At 48.4% G+C, this 20,496-nt stretch carries 16 protein-coding genes; 6 read left to right on the top strand and 10 right to left on the bottom strand.

What is annotated here, in order from left to right; genetic code table 11:
* The first annotated feature begins 76 nt into the window (after positions 1 to 76).
* Complete coding sequence (locus Q1B04_RS17400; protein WP_299761197.1) at positions 77 to 1,267, top strand: PQQ-dependent sugar dehydrogenase; 1,191 nt, start codon at positions 77 to 79, stop codon at positions 1,265 to 1,267.
* Positions 1,268 to 1,427: 160 nt separating this feature from the next.
* Here Q1B04_RS17400 and Q1B04_RS17395 read toward each other — a convergent pair whose 3' ends face one another.
* From Q1B04_RS17395 to Q1B04_RS17355, 9 genes are all read right to left on the bottom strand, one after another.
* Positions 1,428 to 3,413, bottom strand: coding sequence for an OmpA family protein (locus Q1B04_RS17395; RefSeq protein WP_299761194.1), 1,986 nt, complete (start codon positions 3,411 to 3,413; stop codon positions 1,428 to 1,430).
* 20 nt (positions 3,414 to 3,433) lie between these two features.
* Positions 3,434 to 4,372: a type IX secretion system membrane protein PorP/SprF gene (locus Q1B04_RS17390; protein WP_299761191.1), complete on the bottom strand. Its 939-nt coding sequence runs from the start codon at positions 4,370 to 4,372 to the stop codon at positions 3,434 to 3,436.
* 26 nt (positions 4,373 to 4,398) lie between these two features.
* Positions 4,399 to 8,457: an ice-binding family protein gene (locus tag Q1B04_RS17385; protein ID WP_299761188.1), complete on the bottom strand. Its 4,059-nt coding sequence runs from the start codon at positions 8,455 to 8,457 to the stop codon at positions 4,399 to 4,401.
* 437 nt (positions 8,458 to 8,894) lie between these two features.
* The gene (gene lipA / locus Q1B04_RS17380) at positions 8,895 to 9,797 is read right to left on the bottom strand and encodes a lipoyl synthase (protein WP_299761217.1); all 903 of its coding nucleotides are present in this window, start codon (positions 9,795 to 9,797) and stop codon (positions 8,895 to 8,897) included.
* Between the two features lie 122 nt (positions 9,798 to 9,919).
* A complete protein-coding gene (locus Q1B04_RS17375) occupies positions 9,920 to 10,648 on the bottom strand; it encodes a hypothetical protein (RefSeq protein WP_299761185.1) in 729 nt (242 codons plus the stop codon).
* A gap of 175 nt (positions 10,649 to 10,823) precedes the next feature.
* Positions 10,824 to 11,165, bottom strand: a complete 342-nt coding sequence (ytxJ, locus tag Q1B04_RS17370) for a bacillithiol system redox-active protein YtxJ (RefSeq protein WP_299761182.1) — start codon at positions 11,163 to 11,165, stop codon at positions 10,824 to 10,826.
* Positions 11,166 to 11,186: 21 nt separating this feature from the next.
* Complete coding sequence (locus Q1B04_RS17365) at positions 11,187 to 11,561, bottom strand: hypothetical protein (RefSeq protein ID WP_299761179.1); 375 nt, start codon at positions 11,559 to 11,561, stop codon at positions 11,187 to 11,189.
* Between the two features lie 31 nt (positions 11,562 to 11,592).
* Complete coding sequence (locus Q1B04_RS17360; protein ID WP_299761176.1) at positions 11,593 to 11,805, bottom strand: hypothetical protein; 213 nt, start codon at positions 11,803 to 11,805, stop codon at positions 11,593 to 11,595.
* A gap of 96 nt (positions 11,806 to 11,901) precedes the next feature.
* Positions 11,902 to 13,881, bottom strand: coding sequence for a dehydrogenase E1 component subunit alpha/beta (locus Q1B04_RS17355; RefSeq protein ID WP_299761173.1), 1,980 nt, complete (start codon positions 13,879 to 13,881; stop codon positions 11,902 to 11,904).
* A gap of 252 nt (positions 13,882 to 14,133) precedes the next feature.
* Here Q1B04_RS17355 and Q1B04_RS17350 point away from each other — a divergent pair, with 252 nt between their 5' ends.
* From Q1B04_RS17350 to Q1B04_RS17335, 4 genes are all read left to right on the top strand, one after another.
* A complete protein-coding gene (locus Q1B04_RS17350) occupies positions 14,134 to 15,405 on the top strand; it encodes a pitrilysin family protein (protein ID WP_299761170.1) in 1,272 nt (423 codons plus the stop codon).
* A gap of 203 nt (positions 15,406 to 15,608) precedes the next feature.
* Positions 15,609 to 16,058 carry a MarR family transcriptional regulator gene (locus Q1B04_RS17345; protein WP_299761167.1) on the top strand — a complete coding sequence of 150 codons (450 nt, stop codon included), beginning with the start codon at positions 15,609 to 15,611 and terminating at the stop codon, positions 16,056 to 16,058.
* A 51-nt stretch (positions 16,059 to 16,109) separates the two neighbouring features.
* A complete protein-coding gene (locus tag Q1B04_RS17340; protein ID WP_299761164.1) occupies positions 16,110 to 16,928 on the top strand; it encodes an aldo/keto reductase in 819 nt (272 codons plus the stop codon).
* A gap of 94 nt (positions 16,929 to 17,022) precedes the next feature.
* Positions 17,023 to 18,120: an alkene reductase gene (locus Q1B04_RS17335; RefSeq protein ID WP_299761161.1), complete on the top strand. Its 1,098-nt coding sequence runs from the start codon at positions 17,023 to 17,025 to the stop codon at positions 18,118 to 18,120.
* A gap of 84 nt (positions 18,121 to 18,204) precedes the next feature.
* On the opposite strand, the gene Q1B04_RS17330 is transcribed toward Q1B04_RS17335, so the two are convergent.
* Positions 18,205 to 19,431 (bottom strand): T9SS type A sorting domain-containing protein, encoded by a 1,227-nt coding sequence (locus Q1B04_RS17330; protein WP_299761158.1) that lies wholly within the window; start codon positions 19,429 to 19,431, stop codon positions 18,205 to 18,207.
* A gap of 542 nt (positions 19,432 to 19,973) precedes the next feature.
* On the opposite strand from Q1B04_RS17330, the gene ispF reads away from it, so the two are divergent.
* Positions 19,974 to 20,459, top strand: coding sequence for a 2-C-methyl-D-erythritol 2,4-cyclodiphosphate synthase (gene ispF / locus Q1B04_RS17325; protein ID WP_299761155.1), 486 nt, complete (start codon positions 19,974 to 19,976; stop codon positions 20,457 to 20,459).
* The last annotated feature ends 37 nt before the right edge of the window (positions 20,460 to 20,496 follow it).

Here is a 20,496-nt window from a genome sequence, read left to right as displayed (position 1 = left end):
GCTTATTGCAACTATTCTTTGCTGCCAGTGGTAAAATGCAGGATAGGGCTAAGTGCCTGAAATCTAAAGAAATATTATGAAAACAAGAATTACCACACTGGCTTTAGGAATGGCTTTGGCAGTATCTGCCGCCTGGGCTCAAGACACCAAACCGCCAATCAGCGCCTCCATGGAAGGCCACATTTTTAAAGCGGCTAAAGTACCTGCCACCTCTGAGCGGATAAGCCAACTTAAGGTTCCGGCAGGTTTTACTATCGCTAAGTTTGCTGAAAACCTGAATAAACCCCGCATGCTGGCTGTGCACACAGATGGAACCGTGTATGTTACGGACCGCGACAAAGGCACTGTCACCATGATCCGGGACACGAACAAAGACGGGAAAGCTGATCAGCAAAAAGTGGTAGCCACCAAAGAAGGCATGCACGGCATCACTATCCGTGACGGCAAAGCATACCTGATGGCTGTGAATGATATCTATACTGCCACTCTTAATAAAGACGGCACGTTGGGAGAGCTGAAGCAGATTGCCACAGGTTTTCCGGAAGGTGGCCAGCACCCGAACCGCACCCTTCGTTTTGGGCCGGACGGCATGCTATATGTATCTGTTGGCAGCACTTGCAACGCCTGCGCAGAAACACATGAGGAGAACGCTACTATGGTACAGATGAAGCCTGAAGGATCGAGCCGGCGTATTTTTGCCAAAGGCCTGCGCAATACCATTGGCTTTGACTGGCATCCTCAGACTAAAGAGCTTTATGGGTTTGACCACGGGATAGATTGGCTAGGCGATGAGACACAGAAGGAGGAGCTGAACAAATTGGTAGACGGCGGCAACTACGGCTGGCCATATGTTTTTGAGGATGGCAAACCAAACCTGGCTGATGAGCCACCGAAAGGCATGAGTTGGGAAGAGTACGCCAAGCAGACGAAATTCCCGGTTGCTACTTACGATGCCCACAGCGCTCCCATGGATCTGCTTTTTTATAAAGGCTCTCAGTTTCCGGAGGAGTTCAGAGGAGATGCGCTTGTGACGCTGCACGGCTCCTGGAACCGCAAAGAGCCGGTTGGCTATAAAGTAGTGCGTGTACGCTTCGAGAATGGTCAGGCCAAAAGTATAGAGGATTTCGTGACAGGCTTTTTAGTTGATAATAATCAGGCTCAGTTTGGCCGCGTGGTTGGGCTGGCGCAGCATACCGATGGCTCTATGTTGATATCTGATGATGAGAACGGCATTATTTACCGAGTAGCCTATACAGGAAAGAAGTAGAGATAGCAGCTACTACATTGAAAGGCAGGAGCGGCGGCAGAAAAAATCTACCGCCGCTCCTGCCTTTTATACTTTCCGGTTTCCCTAGAATGATGAAAGGCTCCGCAGAAACCGCAGAGCCTTTCCAAACTATGAAAGCTAATGAGAATTTAAGTCTTTTTTAGTTCTTCTTGATGATAAACTCAGTGCGTCGGTTTTTCTGGTGCTCTTCTTCCGGGCACTGCACACCTTCAGCACACTTATTCACCAATCTGGTTTTGCCGTAGCCTTTTGCCGTCAGCCGGCGTCTTTCTATACCCATAGACACCAAGTAATCCACGGCGGCCTGCGCTCTTCGCTCCGAAAGCTGCTGGTTGTACAGGTGACTTTCACGGCTATCTGTGTGCGCGCCCATTTCAATCTCCACCGTCGGGTTGTTCTTGAGCAGCGTCACGATCTTGTTCAGTTCTTTAGCCGCATCCGGACGAATGTCAGCTTTATCCAAGTCGTAATAGATGTTTTCCAGCACGATGGCCTTCTCCACCTCATTTTTATCAAACACCAGTGCCACCTGCACGGTATCCGAAGCTGTAGCCGGAACTTCTATCCCGGATTCCATTTTCAGGAATCCAATTTTGGAGCCTTTGAAAGTATAGGTGTTGCCAGCGCGGGCATCGGCAAAGCTTTGCGCCTTCTCATCTGTAATAACCACTGTAGAATCTTTTGAGTTCTTCTGGCTCATCATGATTCTGGTATTTGGAAGCGGCTCCTGCACCGTCTTCTTCTTATTGTTTTGGAAGCGGCCCAGCGTTGTAATAGCCAGCACTACCGGTTTCTGCAGAATTTTGAAGGCATAGATATCTTCAGTTCCGTTCTGAGAGTCGCGGTTAGATGACAATAGGCCGCGCACGCCTGGCTCTGTAAACATGATGCCATAGTCGTTTTGAGGCGTATTGATCGGGTAACCCAGGTTTTTCACTGCACGCCAGCTGCCCGGCTCTCCCTCGGCAGAAAAAATATCCATGCCCCCCATGCCTACATGGCCTTCGGAAGCAAAGTATAATTTACCATCAGCATCCACATAAGGGAAACTCTCGCGGCCACTGGTGTTTATCACGGCACCGGCATTTACAGGTTCTCCCCATGTGCCATCTGCTTTGCGCTTACTATAATAAATATCCGTATCACCCAGACTGCCCGGCATATCAGACACAAAGTATAGCACCTGCCCGTCTGGCGAAACAGCCGGGTGGCCTACCGAATACTCTTCTACTTTGTTGTAATCAAATGCCTGGATATTGCCCCAGCTTCCGCCCTGCTTCTCTGCGGAATAAATTTCCAGACGGTTTATAAGGTTCTGGTTTTCGTTTTTTTCTGCCCAACTGGTAGGATCTGCATTTGCGTTATCCAGCGCAGGCACCATTTTAGTGCGGGTAAAGTATAGTTTGCTACCGTCTTTTGCGGCAGAGGCTGTTGCATTGTGGTAATCGGCGTTTATTACTTCCTGCAGCGGCTCTGGTTTTCCGTAATTGCCTTCTCCGGCATCCTGGGCTACAAACAGCTGCAGGTATGGGCGGCCTGTCCAGCCGTATACTTTAGGGTTTTTGCCGTCTTTCTGCACACCACGGTCAGAGGTAAAGACGATGCCGTTGCTACCATATTGCATCGGACTAAAGTCTGAGGCTCCGTTTTTGTTCAGGGTAGCTACCGGCGTAACCTCCGCCACTGCAGGCATTTTCATCAGGCGTAGCGACTGATCGGTAGCTCTCATGAGTTGTTGAGCGCGCTCTGCATACTCTGGCATTTCTTCGCCCCACTGCATGTACTGCTCTTTTGCCTCCACATACTTGCCGTTGCTGCGCAGCGCCTCAGCATAGTAATACAGGTTCATGGGCGGACGGCTTGGCATGGCCACCACCTTGGCATACCATACTTCAGCTTCTTTGTTCTGGCGTGTCAGGCGGTAGGCTGTGGCAATACGCTCTACAGTTGGCAGTTCTGGTTTACGTTTTTGTATGGCTTCCTTATACGCTGGCAGTGCTAGTGCAAATTCATAGTTATCGTAATGTTTATCTGCCTTGCGCAGCGATGACTGGCCTTGTGCCACAGGCGAAAAGCCCAGCACAGCGGCAGCTGCTATGTAAAAGGGTATATTCTTAAATTTCATATAATAGTAAGCGCTAAGGGTTAAAAGTACTGCGGCGTCATCATTTTGGTCTCTTTCTTACGGAAGAAGTAGTAGCCAACTGAAACTTCGTGGGTGCTCTGGTTGCTGTATCCGTTTAGCATTTTATCGTAAGAGTAACCCAGGCGCAATTGCTTCATTACCTGCAGCTCTCCAATGAAGGCTACAGCGGTGCGTTTTTCCACGTCTCCCATCTCCGCATCGCTAAAAACATTCATGCTGGTACGGTAAGAGCTACCCAGCCAGAGGCGGTCTGCCAGAAGTATAAAGGCGTTCACATCCATACTTGTGGGTGCATGAAAATCCTCTTTTACCAATAGGCTTGGCTTCAGCTTTACAAAAGGGCTTACATCAAACACATATCCAGCGGTAAAAAAGTAGTGGCGCTCCGGCTCCACCTGGTCCATGTCTTTAAACTGCAGCAGCTCTGTGCCTGAAAAACCCGCGTAGAAGCGGTTGGTGTGAAAGTAGGCCCCGATCTTTACATCTGGTTTTATACTTGTTTCTTTTCCTGTAGGGATGGAGGGGTCATCGGTGATGCCAAACTTACTGCCATCTACCGTGTACTGCACTAAACCAGGCGCCAGGCCTAAGCTAAAGATGGCATCTTCGCTCACCTGCAGCTTCACGGCAAAGTTACCATAAACGCTGGTGGTGGTGTGGGCGCCAATCTCATCGCGCGTCAGGTTCAGGCCCAGGCCCAGTCTATCGTTCGCTATTACACCATCCACGGCCAACGACTGGGTGCTTGGCGCTCCTTCTACCCCAGACCATTGCGAGCGGTGAAAGGCATTTATATTCAGCACATTTTTGCTGCCCGTATAAGCCGGGTTGATAGACATGCTGTTAAAAATATACTGCGAGTACTGCGGATTCTGCTGCGCGCTTGCAGCCGTGGTAAGCAACAGGGCCAGCAATAGGTAACATATTCTCATTTTCATTGGAATTACTAAATTTAAGCTGCTGCCTACCTAAAGATGGTAGTATAGCCGGTAAACTCTTTTACTACACCATCACACAATGTCACCCTTACTTTGTAGAAGTAAGTACCCTGCTCCAGTCCTTTTCCATTCCAGTTGTTCTGGTAGCTCTTCGTCTTGAACACCTCAGATCCCCATCGGTTAAAAATGGTTACTTCAGAGTTAGGGAACTTCTCCAGGTTTTTGATGTGCCAGTTGTCGTTTGTGCCATCGCCGTTCGGGCTAAAGGCTTTCGGGAAGTCCAGGTTGCCGTCTGCTTTAGCAGCATCTATTGCCGCTGTAGCCTCCATGCTGCTGCAAGGGCCGTTTTCGGCAACAACAGTTACTGTACCCACCGCGTCGTTCTTGTCGGCTTTCACTGTGATAGAGGGTGTACCCTGGCCTGAAGTGATGGTGAAGCCGCTGCTTACTGCCCATGTATAACCGCTGGCACCTGCCACCGGCTCAACAGAGAATACCAGTCCGTCGCAAACGTTGCTGTTATCAGTAAGCTGGCTCGGTGCAACAGGAGGCGTGAAGATTTGAATATTCAGCTGTCCCTCTGAAGTGCCACAGCTATTTTCTGCTACCACTTTAATAGCACCTGCTGTTGAGCCGGCATTTACTGTTACACTTGTACCGCTGTTACCACCTTCAAAGCTCCAGCCCTGCGGCAGCGACCAAGTATAAGTGGCTCCTTCCTCTGGGTTTGAAATTGAATAGGTGAGCTGTTGCGTAAACTCACATACATCGTTGTTGCCCGCAATAGCCGGGGCGACAGGAGCCAATACTGGAGCTACAGCTTTTACCGCTGCCTCACCCAGACCGCACTCATTTTTCACAGCTACCGTCATGTTGCCGGCTGCACTGCCAACTGTTACTATAATGCTGTTTGTGTTTTGGCCCGATACGAGCGTCCAGGTTGCTGGCACCTGCCACGCATATCCTGTGGCGCCGTTAACAGCCGGTATAGTATAAGTTAGTGATGCACCTATACAAGCGCCGTTGCTGCCGCTAATGACCGGGGCTGCCAGCACATCGTTCACAGCAACATCAAGAGCGGCTGCCTGCACGCTGCTACCGCACTCGTTAGTAGCTTTTGCACTTACTTTTCCGCTGCTGTTGCCAACTGTTACCGTTACTGTTCTTTCTCCCTCGCCAGAAACTACTGCCCAGCCTGAAGGGAAGCTCCAGGTATATGAAGTGGCACCTGCTACGGCTGCAGTTGTATAAGTCTGCTGTGTTCCGGCGCACACTGCGGCATCGCCGGTTATACTTGCCGGAGCCTGTGGCAGCGGGTTAATACCGATTACTTTTGTCGTCTTAACTGTAAAACATCCGTTCGTAACTTCCAGCGTTAGAGTTCCTCCACTGGCACCTGCACTAACTGCTACCGTAGCTGTTTCTGCTCCGGAAGTAATTGCCAGGCCGCCGTTGGCAGTCCACTTGTAAGCTACCGCACCTTCATAAGCTGGCGCTGTGTATATATTTCCTGTGCTGTTCTGGCACACATTGCTTGTACCGGAAATGGCAGGAGTAGCCAATAAAGGCGTTACTACCACTGTTTTAGTTACAGTGAATGTGTTGCCGCAGAAATCAGTTACTGTTACAGTTACGGTACCGTTTGTGGCGCCTGCTTTCACTGTTACTTTATTGCCTGTTTCTGATACTTTCGTTAAGCCGCCTTCTGCTTCAAAGCTATAAGTAGCTCCCTCTAGTGCAGTTGCCGTAAATACAAGAGTAGCGTTCTGGCAAGCTTCAGCATCGCCATTAAGAGCGAAATTCTCGGTGCTTGGCGCGGCGTTTACATTAATTGTTCTGGTAAAGGCTTCGCTGCTGCTGCAAGCGTTATTAGCTTTCACGCTGATTTCTTTCTCGCCGCTGGACTCGCCTACCATTACAGCTACTTCTCTGCCGGTTGCATCTCCTACCACAGTCCAGTCAGCCGGGAAGCTCCAAGTATAGCTTGTTGCACCTACTACTACTGGCGTAGTGAAGGTAACTGGTTTGGCTGCACATACATCTATATCTCCAGAAATGGCAACAGGAGTTGCTGGAGCAGGTGCTATTGTTAGCACTTTAAAGCTTGTACTGCTGAAACCGCAGCTGTTCGTAATCTTAAGCATTACCCTGCCGCCTAGCAAGCTGCCGTTCTTTGGCTTCACGCTTACACTGGCTCCATCTGCCGGGCCATCTATTTCCAGATTATCGCCTACAGTCCACTCGTAAGTCAGTTCTTCTTCAGACTCACCCGCGCCTAAGGTAATGTTTCCGTTAAAGCATACAATAGCCTCACCTGTTATAGCTGGGGCAACCGGAGCACCGGTTACATTTACAGCAGTCTCTGCACTTACAGTATTACCGCACTGGTCAATTAAATTTACTTTTACTGTTTTACTTCCGCTGGCATTACCTGCATTTACAGTTATTTCATTGCTGTTTCGGTTAGTGCCTGCTGCAAAGTTCCATCCGGCTGGTAGTACCCAGTTGTAGGTTCCGCCTATTACTGATGTTGTTGCTTTCAGTGTGATGCCTGTTGCACTTGCGCATACCGTTGCTGGTGCTGCCTCAAAAGCCACACTTATTTCAGGGCTACAGGTTACATTAGGTATTGTCACCTCATCCTCGTCATTGTCTGGGTCAGAGTCCTTATAATCTTCCGGACCAGTTGGGTTAGCAGGATCTACAGGGTTGGTAGGGTCTACCGGTACAATGTCTTTAGCTATAATGCTGACCACGTTTCTGATCTCACCGGCCTTAACCAGTTTGGCTTTTATAGTAAGCGTAACAGAAGAATTGCCTGCAACGGATGGCACATAAAAAATGCCTGTGTCGTTATTATATACACCTGCACTAGCGGTATAACTTACTAGCTCCAGCCCCTCCGGCAGCTTCTCTCTTATGTATACATTGTTTTCGGCGGCATCAGCATAGTTTGTGAGCGTGATCCTATAATCTACAAGATCGCCTACCGCATAAGACTCCTTCGGGTTGAGCAGCACCTTCATTACTCCTAAGTCTGGAAGTATGATTACTGCATCGTCCTCATCATTATCTGGTACAGGGTCCGGGTTATCACCAATGATAACAACCTCATTCTTTATATTACCCGTGCCCACAATCTCAAACTCCAGCTTCAGGGTTTCTGTAGGCCCTACCGCCATATCGCCAATCAGCCATTCATGCGTTTCTTCGTTGTATGTGCCTTTTGTAGCAGAGACAGACCTTATAAATTTCAGTCCGGCTGGTATCTGCTCTTTTACCACGACATACATAGCCTGGCCCAGCCCCTTATTAGTGGCTTTTATAGTATAAACCACTCTGGCACCTAACGTAATCTCGCTGTACTCTACATCTTTCTTTACTTCAAGATTAGTCTGTATGATAAGCGGCATAGCCGTAGAGTTCTGGTCGAAGTAAATAGTACCATCAAGTGAAATGGCACGACCAACTAGCGCAGCCCTGTTTTGGAAGGCAATGTCTTTTGTGGCAATAATATTGCCCTGAAAGGAGCTGCCTGCCCCAATAGTAGCGCTGCCGTTTACAACCCAGTACACATTTTTGGCAGAGGCTCCCATGTCGGAGAACTGGATACTGCCACTGTTGGATGTAAAGTTGCCATCTATAATAAATATAAACTTCGAGTTTATATCACTTTGGCCGTCGAGGCGCAGGTTGCCGTTAAGCGTCGTATTGGAATCGAATTTATAAACACCGGGACCTAATGAGTTATTATTACCCAACACTGGGCCATGGTTCATCGTTATAGGCAAACTGATCAGCTCATTATAGGCGCTATTGGCGCTCTGCATACCTGCAATCGCTAGTACTGAGTTACGCTCCTTCCGGCCTAGCACATCCAGAAACTGTTCGCCTTCAATGGTTCTGCCGGGGCTAATACCAATGTTACCGTCTATTTGAGTTATTCCGGGGCCTTTGGCTACAATTTTCTTGCTGGCCAGGGCAGAAAAAGTGGTAGCCCTCCCTAGGGATATGCTCTCCTGCGCTTGGCTAAGGGTGATACTGCCAGTCAGTAAAAGAAAGGTCAGCAGTAGATGTTTAATCATAAAAATTTAAAAAAACTGTATATAACGTCACTTAAATATTCATAGATAGGGCTATATCTATCTTTACTCTTTTACTTGATTGCCCAAAAATGGTTTTCTCCAAGACAACAAGATCATGCTATATTTATATATAACTATAGTAACAGTCAAATCTTATATTAAGTCGACCATTTTTCTTTCATCAAGAAGGAAGTGGGGGTAAGCAGTGCAAAGAAACTTTGCGAGGAGATAAGTAAATTTGTTTACATAGGCATAGTTGTAGTATTAAGGATTCGCTCTTAAAATTACATTTTATACCTCTATTTTAAAATATATTTGAATATTATTATCAAAATATTAGTTTATTACAATTTGACTATTATTGTATAAATATAAAATAAAGAAGCCCCTGCAGCAATTAAATGCTACAGGGGCTTCTTTGGTTTGATGTTATGCTGTTAAACGTTTACGTGGCGCTCGGCATGATATGAAGATCTTACTAATGGACCAGATTCCACATATTTAATTCCTCTTTTTAAGCCTTCTTCGCGGTAGTGGTCAAAAAGGTCCGGGTGAATAAATTCGGCTACCTCCAGGTGCATCTTTGTTGGCTGCAAGTACTGGCCTAATGTCAGGATGTCGCAACCGTTAGCAGCCAGATCATCCATGGCTTGGTATACCTGCTCACGGGTTTCGCCTAAGCCCAGCATGATACCAGTCTTGGTGCGCTGCCCAAATTCTTTGGTGCGGCGGATCTGCTCCAGCGAGCGGTCATACTTAGCCTGCGGACGCACGCGGCGGTACAGCTCCCTCACCGTCTCCATGTTATGCGAAACAACCTCCTGCCCCGGCGAAATCATCGTAATCAATGCATCCCAAGTGCCTTTCACATCCGGAATCAACGTTTCGATGGTTGTTGTCGGCGACATCAGCTTCACCTGCTTTACCGTATCGTGCCATACAGCGGCGCCACGGTCTTTCAGCTCATCACGGTTTACGGAGGTAATTACAGCGTGCTTTACGCCCATCAGCTGTATCGCCTCGGCCACACGGCGCGGCTCGTCTTCATCGTACTCGTTGGGTCGGCCGGTGGCCACAGCGCAGAAAGAGCAGCTGCGGGTACACACGTTACCTAAGATCATGAAGGTTGCTGTGCCTGCACCCCAGCACTCACCCATGTTCGGGCAGTTACCGCTCTCGCATATGGTGTGCAGTTTATATTCATCTACAATGCTTCTTACTTTGGCGTATTCCTTCCCAACCGGTAGTTTTACCCGAAGCCAGTTTGGCTTGCGTGGCTGGCCCAGCGCGTTAAGTCCCTCGGGCTTGGCGTTGGGCTGAATAACCGGAAGTGTCATCATTTCATCCATGGTGCAAAGATAGGAAGTTATGGGTTAAGAGTTTAACCATAGGCTAAAAATGTGCCTGTGGCAAGTATGCTCCTTTAACAAACCGGCTCTGGTAATTGTTCGTAGGGGGGGGGTTACTTTCTGCTGCCGTAGTACAGGTTCAAGTATACCGAGGTGAAGGTATTATTATTTTCGGCTAACGGGATAATGATTGGCTTGCTCGGGAAGTACTCTACGGTCACACCAACCTCTATGCCCGCTATGCTTTCGCGGTATCTGCCGTACTCAAAGCTAAGGCCGGCTTTTGCATGCAGGCCCGGTTTAATTTTAGTCTGGCCCAGCCCCCGGAAAACGGTGTCGCTTCCCAGTATGTAATCCGTATTAACGTGTACGGTCTCATCGTATGGAACTGTGCGCACATCGTTGGTGGTGCCGTCGTAGCTATAGTCTATATAGTATGGCACAAGCAAACCAATGGAAGGGCCTATCGCACCTAAGGCATTTACCTGCACACCTGATTCAGCCGCTTTCCGGAATAGTACAAGCTCGCGGCCATAGTGCGGCCTCACCACAAAAAAGTAGTTCTTCTTGCCATACACGAAAGGCTCGCCCACATAATTCAGGTAGCGCTCTTCTTTAGGGTGCTTTACTTCTACAATCTCAATGCCTCCGAACTGGTACATCCGCTCGTTCATAAAGAAGGTAGAGCGCACAAAGGCTCCGCCAATCAGCCCACCGTTGGAGTTGAAATTGATGCCGTAGCTCGTCTCTCGCTCAAAGCTTTCACTTTCATCCGTCTGAGCAACGGCTGGAGTGGCTGCCAGAAGTGCCGCCACAAGTATGATTGTTAAAAATCTTATCACAGGCCAGTGAGTTTCAGATGGTATAAAGGTACTTAACTTTACGTGTATTTCAAACTCAGGATTTCTGCTCTCATTTACGGCAAAGCATACAAGGCAACAGGTTAAGAAAGAAAATACTATGCCCGGACAGTGGCCCAAACTCCTTGGCAAAGAAGCTTGGCAAAAGTATAGATTACTATGCTGCGGTTTGCTTTTTGATAGCGTCTACGCTAATGCCCAAGTGCGAGGCATTGTAGGTGCAAACACCATCCTGCACCAGCAGCACCTGCGGCGACTGGTGCCTTACCTGCAACAGCTCTGCCACCTCGTTCGAAACAGGTCGGTAGCTGATCAGGTCAAGGTAATAAGGTTTTATATGATCCAAGCCAGCGCCCTGCCACTGGCGCTCCAGGCGGCTTTTGGCAGTTGAGCTAATAGAACAGGCGGTGCTATGCTTAAAAATAACGACTGGGGTGTTTTTGGATTCTTCTATAATCTCATCCAACTGCTCAACGCTGGTTAGCGGGTGCCAATTCATTTTGTCAGGTCCTTTCTCTTTTTAGTTTGATTCTCTTCTCTCGCTCCGAGACTTATACTTTCTCTTCTTCTTAAAGAGCTTTGGCTTCTTGGCTGGTTCTCCGTTTACGTTAAACTGCAGCTTAGAACGACCATCGTCTCTCTTAACCCGTTTGCGGCCAGCCACTCCTTTCTTAAAAGTATAAGTATCAGTGTTCAGATGGGTGCTTTTATACTTATTGTCTACTTTCTCCGCGTCTTTCAGCGATTTCCGTAGCTGCTGCTCATGCCTAGCCGATGCCTCATAGCTTACCTGCCCATAGCCGGGTAAAGTACCTAACAGGAAAAACAGCAGCAGGCCAAAGCCATACTTATATGCTGTCTGGCAGCAAAATTCAGCAACACGCACCTTCATCATGGTCTTATACTGATTCTGATTAAACTGGTTTCTAAAACAATCCTAACACGCGCTTCTTCTTCACCCTGCCGTTTTTGTCTGTTGATACTTTAATAGCCTCTAGCCCCTGTGAGTTTGGCCCTTGTATCTTTACAGTGCGTTTGCTGGTAGGTTTAGGGCACGGAATTCCTTTGCGCTGGCAACCGGAACCCGCAAGCAGAAACAAACACAGCAACATAAAGAGGTATGGGCGAAGAAAATGCATGATGCAAATATATGGATTTTATTTTATATAAATAGTTTAAACACAAAATCAGCATAGCATACTGCAAAACAATACACTAGACTGCTTTTGTAGATCTTAGTAATTTAACATTGCTTCTGCTTTCTGGCGCAAACGCTGCTTTGGCAGAAACTCCTGCTCAAGCGGTGGCGCGAACGGCACGGCGGTGTCCAGGCTGGCCACGCGGGCAACTGGCGCATCCAGCAGCTCAAAGCAGTGCTCGCTAATCCAGGCGGCAATCTCCCCACCGATGCCACCGGTCATGGTATCTTCATGAAGTATAATGGCACGGCCTGTCTTCTCCACGGCAGCGCGTACCGCATCTTTATCCCAAGGCAACAGTGTACGCAGGTCCAGGATTTCTATACTTGCACCCGTTAGCTCCTGCTGCAGCTGCTTGGCCCAGTGCACACCCATACCGTACGTGATGATAGTTAGGTCAGAGCCTTCCGCCACTGTTTTAGCCTTACCAATCTCCACGGTGTAGTAATCATCTGGAATTTCCTGCGAGATGGAGCGGTAAAGCAGCTTGTGCTCAAAGTACATGATCGGGTTCGGGTCTTCTATGGCGGCATTCAGCAGGCCTTTAGCATCGTAAGGCGAGGATGGGTACACGATCTTCAGGCCCGGCGTATGGAAGAACCAGGCCTCGTTGCTCTGCGAGTGAAACGGACCTGCTGCTGTGCCGGCGCCCGTAGGCATGCGTACCACCACATCGGCATTTTGCCCCCAACGGTAATGGCTCTTGGCCAAGTTATTTACAATCTGGCTGAAGCCGGCGCTCACAAAATCGGCGAACTGCATCTCTACCATACTTTTCTGCCCGCGCACCGACATGCCCAAGCCAACACCAAGTATAGCCGATTCGCAAAGTGGCGTGTTGCGAACCCTGTCTTTGCCGAATTTATCTACGAAGCCCTCAGTAATTTTAAATACACCACCATACTCGGCAATATCCTGACCCATCAGCACCAGCTCCGGGTAGCGCTCCATACTTTGGCGAAGGCCATCCGAGATGGCATCCACAAAACGGCGCTCTGTTTTACCGTCACCGGCTGGCTGTATCACCTCCTGAGAGAAAGGCTTATACATATCGGCTATTTCCTGCTCGCGGTTGGCTTCCGGCATTGGCTCGGCAAAGGCTGTCTGCAGCCCCTCCTCTATCTCGGCCTTCAGCTCCTCCTTTATACTTTCCATGGTCTTCTGGGTCAGCACCAGATCATCGAGCAGGTACTTTTCAAAGTTCTCCACAGGGTCTTTCTTAGCCCATTTCTCGAACAGCTCCTGCGGCACATACTTGGTGCCGCTCGCTTCTTCGTGGCCGCGCATCCTAAACGTAATGGCCTCAATCAGCATCGGGCGCGGGTTCTTACGGATACTGGCCGCTGCTTGGCGCACGGTGTCGTAAACTTCCAGAATGTTGTTGCCGTCTATCTGCAGGGAATCAATGCCGTATGCAGGGCCTTTGTCAATGAAATGCTTAAACCTGAACTGCTCGTTGCTTGGCGTGGAAAGGCCATAGCCATTATTCTCGATCATAAAGATAACCGGTAGCCCCCACACGGCTGCCACATTCAGCGCCTCATGGAAATCACCTTCCGAGGCGCCGCCATCGCCGCTAAACACCAGCGTTACCTTCTCCTTGTTCTCCAGCAAATCCGCCAGGGCAATACCGTCGGCTACAGCCAGTTGCGGGCCCAGGTGCGAAATCATACCTACAATGTGGTGCTCATTGGTGCCGAAGTGGAAAGAGCGGTCGCGGCCTTTGGTAAAGCCGTGAGTCTTACCCTGGAACTGCGCAAACAGGCGGCCCAGGTCGATGCCGCGGCTTGTAAATACGCCTAAATTGCGGTGCAGCGGCAGAATATACTCATCCTGATCCAGGGCCAAGGCTGAGCCCACCGAAATAGCTTCCTGGCCAATACCGGAAAACCACTTGGTTACGCGCCCCTGGCGCAGCAGCACTAGCATACGCTCCTCAATCATGCGCGGCTTCAGAATGGCGCGGTATAGCTGTATCAGTTCCTCCTCAGAATATTCTTTGCGGTTGTAATTCATCTCTTTTATGAAAACCTCGTTATAGTTTGTCTGGTTAAAGTAATGGCAAGGCACCTGAAATGTATGCCATTAATTTATACTTTTGTTTAGTTGATTATACACAAGTGCCAAACGGCAACGCACAGTTGGCGAGCAAAAGCTACAGAAAAGCTGTAAAGCCTGCAAGCTAAGACATAGTATAAAGTATAGATTTGCTGTTTTGCGGCAGTTTGGCTCCTGTATACTGATCATTTTAAAAACCGAAGAAGAGCAATGATAGAGTTTAAAGAATTTACCCTTGATAACGGCCTGCGCGTGATTGTGCATGAGGATCATACTTCCCCGATGGCGGTACTGAACGTGCTGTACGATGTAGGCTCGCGTGATGAGGAGGAGGCGCACACTGGTTTTGCGCACCTGTTCGAGCACCTGATGTTCAGCGGGTCCAAGAACATTCCGGTGTATGATGAGCCTCTGCAGCGCGTAGGCGGCGAGAACAATGCTTTTACCAGCCCCGACATCACCAATTATTACCTTTCGGTGCCGGCGCAGAACCTGGAAACAGGCTTTTGGCTGGAATCGGACCGTATGCTGGAGCTTGCCTTTAGCGACCATGGCCTGGAGGTGCAGCGCAAAGTGGTGGTAGAGGAGTTTAAGCAGAACTACCTGAACCAACCTTACGGCGATGTATGGCTGAAGCTGCGGCCACTGGCTTACAAAGAGCATTCTTACAAGTGGGCCACTATTGGCAAGGAGATCTCTCATATCGAGGAGGCCACCATGGATATTGTGAAGTCTTTCTTCCGGAAGCATTATTCTCCGAGCAACGCTATACTTGTAGTAGCCGGCAACGTCACTTTTGAGCATGCAAAAGAATTGGCGGGAAAATGGTTCGGCCCGATACCTGCCGGCGAAAAGTATGAGCGCCAGTTAAAGGAGGAGCCGCGGCAGACGGAGGCGCGTACACTGGAAATCAGTTCTGACGTACCGCTCAGCGCTCTTTATAAAGCATACCACATGCCAAGCCGCCAGCACCCCGATTACCACGCCGTAGACCTGATCAGCGACATTTTGGGCCGGGGCAAATCAAGCCGCCTTTACGAACGGCTGGTAAAGGAGCAGAAACTCTTCAACTCCATCACAGCGTCTGTAACCGGAAGCGTGGAGCCAGGCCTGCTCATTATTCAGGGTAAACTGAACGAAGGCGTGGACCTGCAGGAAGCCAACGCGGCCGTAGAAGCCATTGTGCAGGAACTGATCGATAACCTTGTGGATGAGGAGGAACTGAATAAAGTAAAGAACCAGGCCGAAACCAGCATTGTTTTCTCGGAGATAGAGCTTTTGAACCGCGCCATGAACCTGGCCTACAGCAAACTCCTCGGCGACGCCAACCTGATTAATCAAGAGGGAGAAAAGGTGCAGGCCGTTACGTCAGACGATATCCAGCGTTGTGCCCAGGCGGTACTGCGCCAAACCAATTGCTCTACCCTGCTATATAAGGCGGAGAAAAAGGAGCAGCCGGTGGAGGAAACATCAGAAGTATAATTATGATAAAGTATGAAAACAGCAAAGGCTGCCACAAACTGGCAGCCTTTGCTGTTTTGGTGCAGTTGATGTTTTCCTCCCCGAGCGTCCGCTTGTGCTCTCTGCCTGCTATTAGCATCGACTGCCTCATTTCTCTGCTCCCGCCAAACCTTACATTTACAAATTTTGTATATACAAATAAATTTCTTAACTTTGCCATAACAATGAGGATAGAAGACGAAATACACCAGAAAGAGTTTAAGGACGATTACCGTCGCCTGATGGCTAACCTGTTGTTCACAAACAATTGGCTAAACCAGCAGCTGATTCCGTTTTTTAAAGGGCTGGGCCTTACGCTGCAGCAGCAAAACGTGCTGGCTATACTTCGGGGGCAACACCCGAGCCCGGTGTGCTTCGGCGATATACAGAACCGCATGGTAGACCGCAACTCTAACGTTACCCGCCTCATCGACAAACTGATTGAGAAAGGTTACGTAACCCGTGATATCTGTCAGACCAACCGCCGCATGATTGATGTGCGGATAACTGAAAGCGGCCTGAAGAAGCTACAGGAAGTAGACGATAAATTCCCTACTTTATTTGAGCGATTCCATAACCTTTCGCAGGAGGAAGCTGTTCTGGCAAGTAACCTACTCGACAAACTACGCGGGTAGTATTTTTTTGACTCAACATTTGTATACACAATTAATGTACTTACTATCAATATGAAACAAATTAATATAAAAGGTGCTACTGTGCCGGCACTTGGTTTTGGCACTTTTCAGTTAGAAAACGATACCGCTTACAAAATGGTGAGAGCGGCCCTGGAGGCTGGCTATCGCCATATAGATACGGCCCAGATATATAATAATGAAGAAGGCGTTGGCCGTGCCATAGAGGATTCCGGAATTCCTCGCGAAGAAATATTCCTGACAACTAAAGTATGGTACGAAAAGCTGGACAAGCAGCAGTTTATGCCGTCGGTGGAGGAAAGCCTGCGGAAGCTGAAGACAAAACAGGTAGACCTGCTCTTAGTCCATTGGCCAAATCCAGAGGTTCCTGTGGAAGAATATATAGGCGAACTGGTTAAGGCACAGGAAAAAGGCTACACAAAGTATATCGGGGTGAGCAACCATACTACTACCCTGCTCGACAAGGTGCTGGCAACCGGCGCTGAGATCATCACAAACCAGGTGGAGTATCATCCTTTTATTAATCAGGACACACTCAACAACTACTTTGGCAAGAATGACATTACGCTAACGGCTTATAGCCCCATTGCTCAAGGTAAGGTGATGGGCAACGATACGCTCAAAGGCATTGGCGAGAAGTATGGCAAGAATGAAGCCCAGGTAACGCTTCGCTGGATGATACAGCAAGACGGTGTAATGGCTATCCCGAGAAGTTCCAAAGAAGCACACATGAAGGCAAACCTCAACATCTTCGATTTTGAGCTAACCCCGGAGGAGATGCAGGAAATCACTGCTTTAAGGCAAGACAATGGCCGCATCGTCAACCCACCGTTTGCCCCTGACTGGGATTAACCTGAATTTTTGAATGCCTGATTGAGTGGAGGGGCGAAAACATAGCCCCTTCATTCTCTTACAGCAATTTAACAATCAACAAACAGCAATTAATATGCAACCTCTTTTAAAACCGATAAAATTACATGACCTGGAACTGAAAAACCGGGTAATTATGGCGCCCATGACCAGAAGCCGCGCCGACAATGAGGGTAACGTCCCGAATGATTTGATGGTCACGTATTATACCCAGCGTGCCGGCGCAGGCCTTATTATCTCAGAAGGATCGCAGATCTCGAAGCAGGCAGTTGGTTATATCAACACACCAGGCATTTACAGCGCTGAGCAGGTAGAAGGCTGGAAAAAAGTAACCAAAGCCGTGCACGAGGAAGGCGGCAAGATTTTTCTGCAACTATGGCACGTAGGCCGTATATCGCACCCCGACTTCCATAACGGTGAGTTACCAGTGGCTCCGTCTGCTATTAACCCTAACGACAAGTCGTTTACGCCGCAGGGCTTCAAAGAGACTGAAACACCGCGTGAGCTTACTGTTGCAGAAATAAAGCAGATTGTGCAGGACTTTAAAAATGCAGCCAAAAATGCCATGGAAGCTGGTTTTGATGGCGTAGAGGTTCACTCTTCTAATGGCTACCTGCTGCACCAGTTCTTTTCTTCGACTTCTAACACCCGCACCGATGCGTACGGAGGTTCTATCGAGAACAGAGCACGCATACTTTTCGAGGTGCTGGATGCGATCGGAGAAGTAATGCCTCTTGAGAGAGTAGGTATTCGCCTGAACCCAAGCTTGCACGGTATTTTCGGCATGACGCTGAACGAAGACACCATCCCAACTTTTGATTACATTGTTGAGGGCGTGAACAAGTATAACCTGGCGTACCTGCACCTTTCAGAACCGTTTACCGATGTCAGCAACCTGCCGCACGCAGAGCCAAACATCGCAAAACGCTACCGCCCGCTTTATACAGGCAACCTGATTATCAACGGTGGCTTTACCCAGGAAAGCGGTAATAAAGTAATTGAGGAAGGCGATGCCGACATGGTGGCTTACGGCGTTCCGTTTATCGCAAACCCAGACCTGCCGGACCGTTTCGCACAGCAGGCGGAGCTGCAGCAAGCCGACAAAGACAAGTTTTATACTCCTGGTGCCGAGGGTTATATCGATTTTCCTTCCCTTTCGGAAGTAGAGGCCTAAGCCTGAAGCGCTTTTACATATATATGCAAAGAGCCGGCTGCATACGCAGCCGGCTCTTTTTGTTTTTTTTCATTTCATGAAAGATCAATCAAGCAGCAGTTTCTTGGTAATGCGTGCGGAGGAACTTTGCCATACTACTTGATACATTCCTTTCGGGAGCTTTTTCACGTTCAGCTCAGTCTCTGTGCTGCCTTTGGTTACTTCCCTCTCCAGAAGCTTCACACCAGACGCACTCCAAACCACTATTTTTTCTGATCCTGACGCAAGTGGGTGCTGCAGCTTTACAACATTCCCTTTTGCAGGATTGGGGTACAAATGCGTGTCTTGATCCAGAGCAACTGCAGCTGTAACTACTTTGCTGTATTCAAATGTGCCGTCCAGATCTACCTGCTTTAGGCGGAAGTAATGGCTCCTGGCATTTCCAGGGCTAAACTTAAAACTATAGTTAAGCATAAAATTAGAATTGCCTGCGGCAGCTACATTCCCTATACTTGAAAAGGTTTTTCCGTCCTGGCTCACTTGTACTTCAAAGTGGCTGCTATTCTCTTCTGTGGCTGTAACCCAATCAAGCAGTATATTTTGTCTGTTTTGGCGCGCTCCGAAGCTGGCTAATGTGATAGGCAAAGGCACAGGGCTCTCGTCAACAAATGCATTTCCGTTGTAAGCCACAAAAGCTACATCACTGTTTCCGCTAAGGTTGATTCTGAACTTTCTTATCTGAGACACATTTTTCTGTGTCAGGCCAAAATCTGCAAAGTCCCCGGCCCATAAGCGAAGGTCACGTTCAGTTTTTTTGAAACCGGTTTCCAATGTCATAGGGCTCTTGCTCGCTTCATAAAAGTCAGCTGTCCATTTGCCAACTGAGGGGATGTTAGTGAAAATGATCTCCACTCTATTTCCTACAACATTCCCGTTTTCGTCTAGAAACTCATAGGAGTCTTTCGAGGCCGAAGGGTCGGCAATTTGCGTAACAAGTATATCCGGAAGAGCATCGCCCACTGCGCTTGGCACGATGTTAGTCATATCAAAGATTAGTGACCCAAACGGCAAGTTGGCTACGCCAGTACCTAAATCCAGTCCGCGTATGCCGTCCTGTAGGTATAGGTTTATATCACCGGAAGGAGACGGAGTACTTTTGCCATTGTCCACACCATCGTATAGCTGCCCCAAAGCCACTTTGGTATTCGAGCTTAATACGGCTGTTACCACAAACTCTGGTAATGACCTGTAGTTACCTTCAGTAAATGTTATTCCATTAGCTGATAGCTTATCGTCATCTACCCCGGTAGAGATGTGTACGCCTTGGTACATGAAGCTTAAAAGGTGATGGCTGTTATCCGGTTTTACAGTATTTGCATTGTTGCTGCTTATCCAGTATCCCTTGTAGTCGGTTATAATCTCGGTTACAGCACGTGGAGAGGTTTGCCCATATGCACTTAAGGAAAAAAGAGCAACAATAGACAGTAAAAGCACTTTGCTTAAAATCGGACCTTTGGAGTTTCTGGACAACATGGCGTTCTTTTAGAATTATACTTTGCAGTATGCTTGGAACAAATATCAATGCGCAAAATTTGCACGCATATATGTTCAAATAACAATCGCATGCAAAGCTAGTAATCTATATATGGTTTCAATCATATATTAACAATAAATAATGGTTAACTTTTAACATTCACCTCTGCTTATATAAGCTTTCATTTCGCTAGCTGTTGTACAAGCAGCGTCTATACCCAGAGCAGGTAAATGCAAAATCATACTTGTTAGTGGCGCAAAATCGTATTTTTGGTTTAGATTTACTTTTAAGGCTGATTCCGTTTGGGCTTTATACTTATTTATACTTCCGATACACTACTATGAAACTGAAAATAAGAACCGGCTTCGGCTATGATGTGCATCAACTGCAGGAGGGGCTCGACTTCTGGCTTGGAGGCATTAAAATTCCGCACACGCACGGTGCTTTGGGCCACTCCGATGCGGATGTACTTATCCACGTCATCTGCGATGCGCTGCTGGGTGCCGCCAACATGCGCGACATCGGCTACCACTTCTCCGACAAGGACCCTAAGTATAAAGGCATCGACTCCAAAATCCTGCTGAAGGAAGTGGTGCACCTGCTTAGCCGCGAGGGTTACGAAATCGGCAACATCGACTCCACCATCTGCCTGCAGGAGCCCAAGGTAAACCCGCACATCCCTGAGATGAAAACCTGCCTGGCCAATGTGATGGGCATACCGGAGGAGGATATTTCTATCAAAGCCACCACCACCGAGCAACTCGGCTTTGTAGGCAAAAAAGAAGGGGTGGCTGCCTTTGCAACAGTTTTAATTGTAAAGCAATAAGCAGGCTATCTCAACAGTAAATTAAACCTGCCGTACC

This window comes from uncultured Pontibacter sp., assembly GCF_947495565.1.
In the GTDB taxonomy this organism is placed as follows: Bacteria; Bacteroidota; Bacteroidia; order Cytophagales; family Hymenobacteraceae; genus Pontibacter.
This window is presented reverse-complemented; position numbering and strand designations above follow the sequence as displayed.

Bases quoted from the DNA above. Each gene is read 5' to 3' on its own strand.
- Q1B04_RS17400 (WP_299761197.1), top strand. From the start codon at position 77: ATGAAAACAAGAATTACCACACTGGCTTTAGGAATGGCTTTGGCAGTA.
- Q1B04_RS17395 (WP_299761194.1), bottom strand. From the start codon at position 3,413: ATGAAATTTAAGAATATACCCTTTTACATAGCAGCTGCCGCTGTGCTG.
- Q1B04_RS17390 (WP_299761191.1), bottom strand. From the start codon at position 4,372: ATGAAAATGAGAATATGTTACCTATTGCTGGCCCTGTTGCTTACCACG.
- Q1B04_RS17385 (WP_299761188.1), bottom strand. From the start codon at position 8,457: ATGATTAAACATCTACTGCTGACCTTTCTTTTACTGACTGGCAGTATC.
- lipA (WP_299761217.1), bottom strand. From the start codon at position 9,797: ATGATGACACTTCCGGTTATTCAGCCCAACGCCAAGCCCGAGGGACTT.
- ytxJ (WP_299761182.1), bottom strand. From the start codon at position 11,165: ATGAATTGGCACCCGCTAACCAGCGTTGAGCAGTTGGATGAGATTATA.
- Q1B04_RS17365 (WP_299761179.1), bottom strand. From the start codon at position 11,561: ATGATGAAGGTGCGTGTTGCTGAATTTTGCTGCCAGACAGCATATAAG.
- Q1B04_RS17360 (WP_299761176.1), bottom strand. From the start codon at position 11,805: ATGCATTTTCTTCGCCCATACCTCTTTATGTTGCTGTGTTTGTTTCTG.
- Q1B04_RS17355 (WP_299761173.1), bottom strand. From the start codon at position 13,881: ATGAATTACAACCGCAAAGAATATTCTGAGGAGGAACTGATACAGCTA.
- Q1B04_RS17350 (WP_299761170.1), top strand. From the start codon at position 14,134: ATGATAGAGTTTAAAGAATTTACCCTTGATAACGGCCTGCGCGTGATT.
- Q1B04_RS17345 (WP_299761167.1), top strand. From the start codon at position 15,609: ATGAGGATAGAAGACGAAATACACCAGAAAGAGTTTAAGGACGATTAC.
- Q1B04_RS17340 (WP_299761164.1), top strand. From the start codon at position 16,110: ATGAAACAAATTAATATAAAAGGTGCTACTGTGCCGGCACTTGGTTTT.
- Q1B04_RS17335 (WP_299761161.1), top strand. From the start codon at position 17,023: ATGCAACCTCTTTTAAAACCGATAAAATTACATGACCTGGAACTGAAA.
- Q1B04_RS17330 (WP_299761158.1), bottom strand. From the start codon at position 19,431: ATGTACCAAGGCGTACACATCTCTACCGGGGTAGATGACGATAAGCTA.
- ispF (WP_299761155.1), top strand. From the start codon at position 19,974: ATGAAACTGAAAATAAGAACCGGCTTCGGCTATGATGTGCATCAACTG.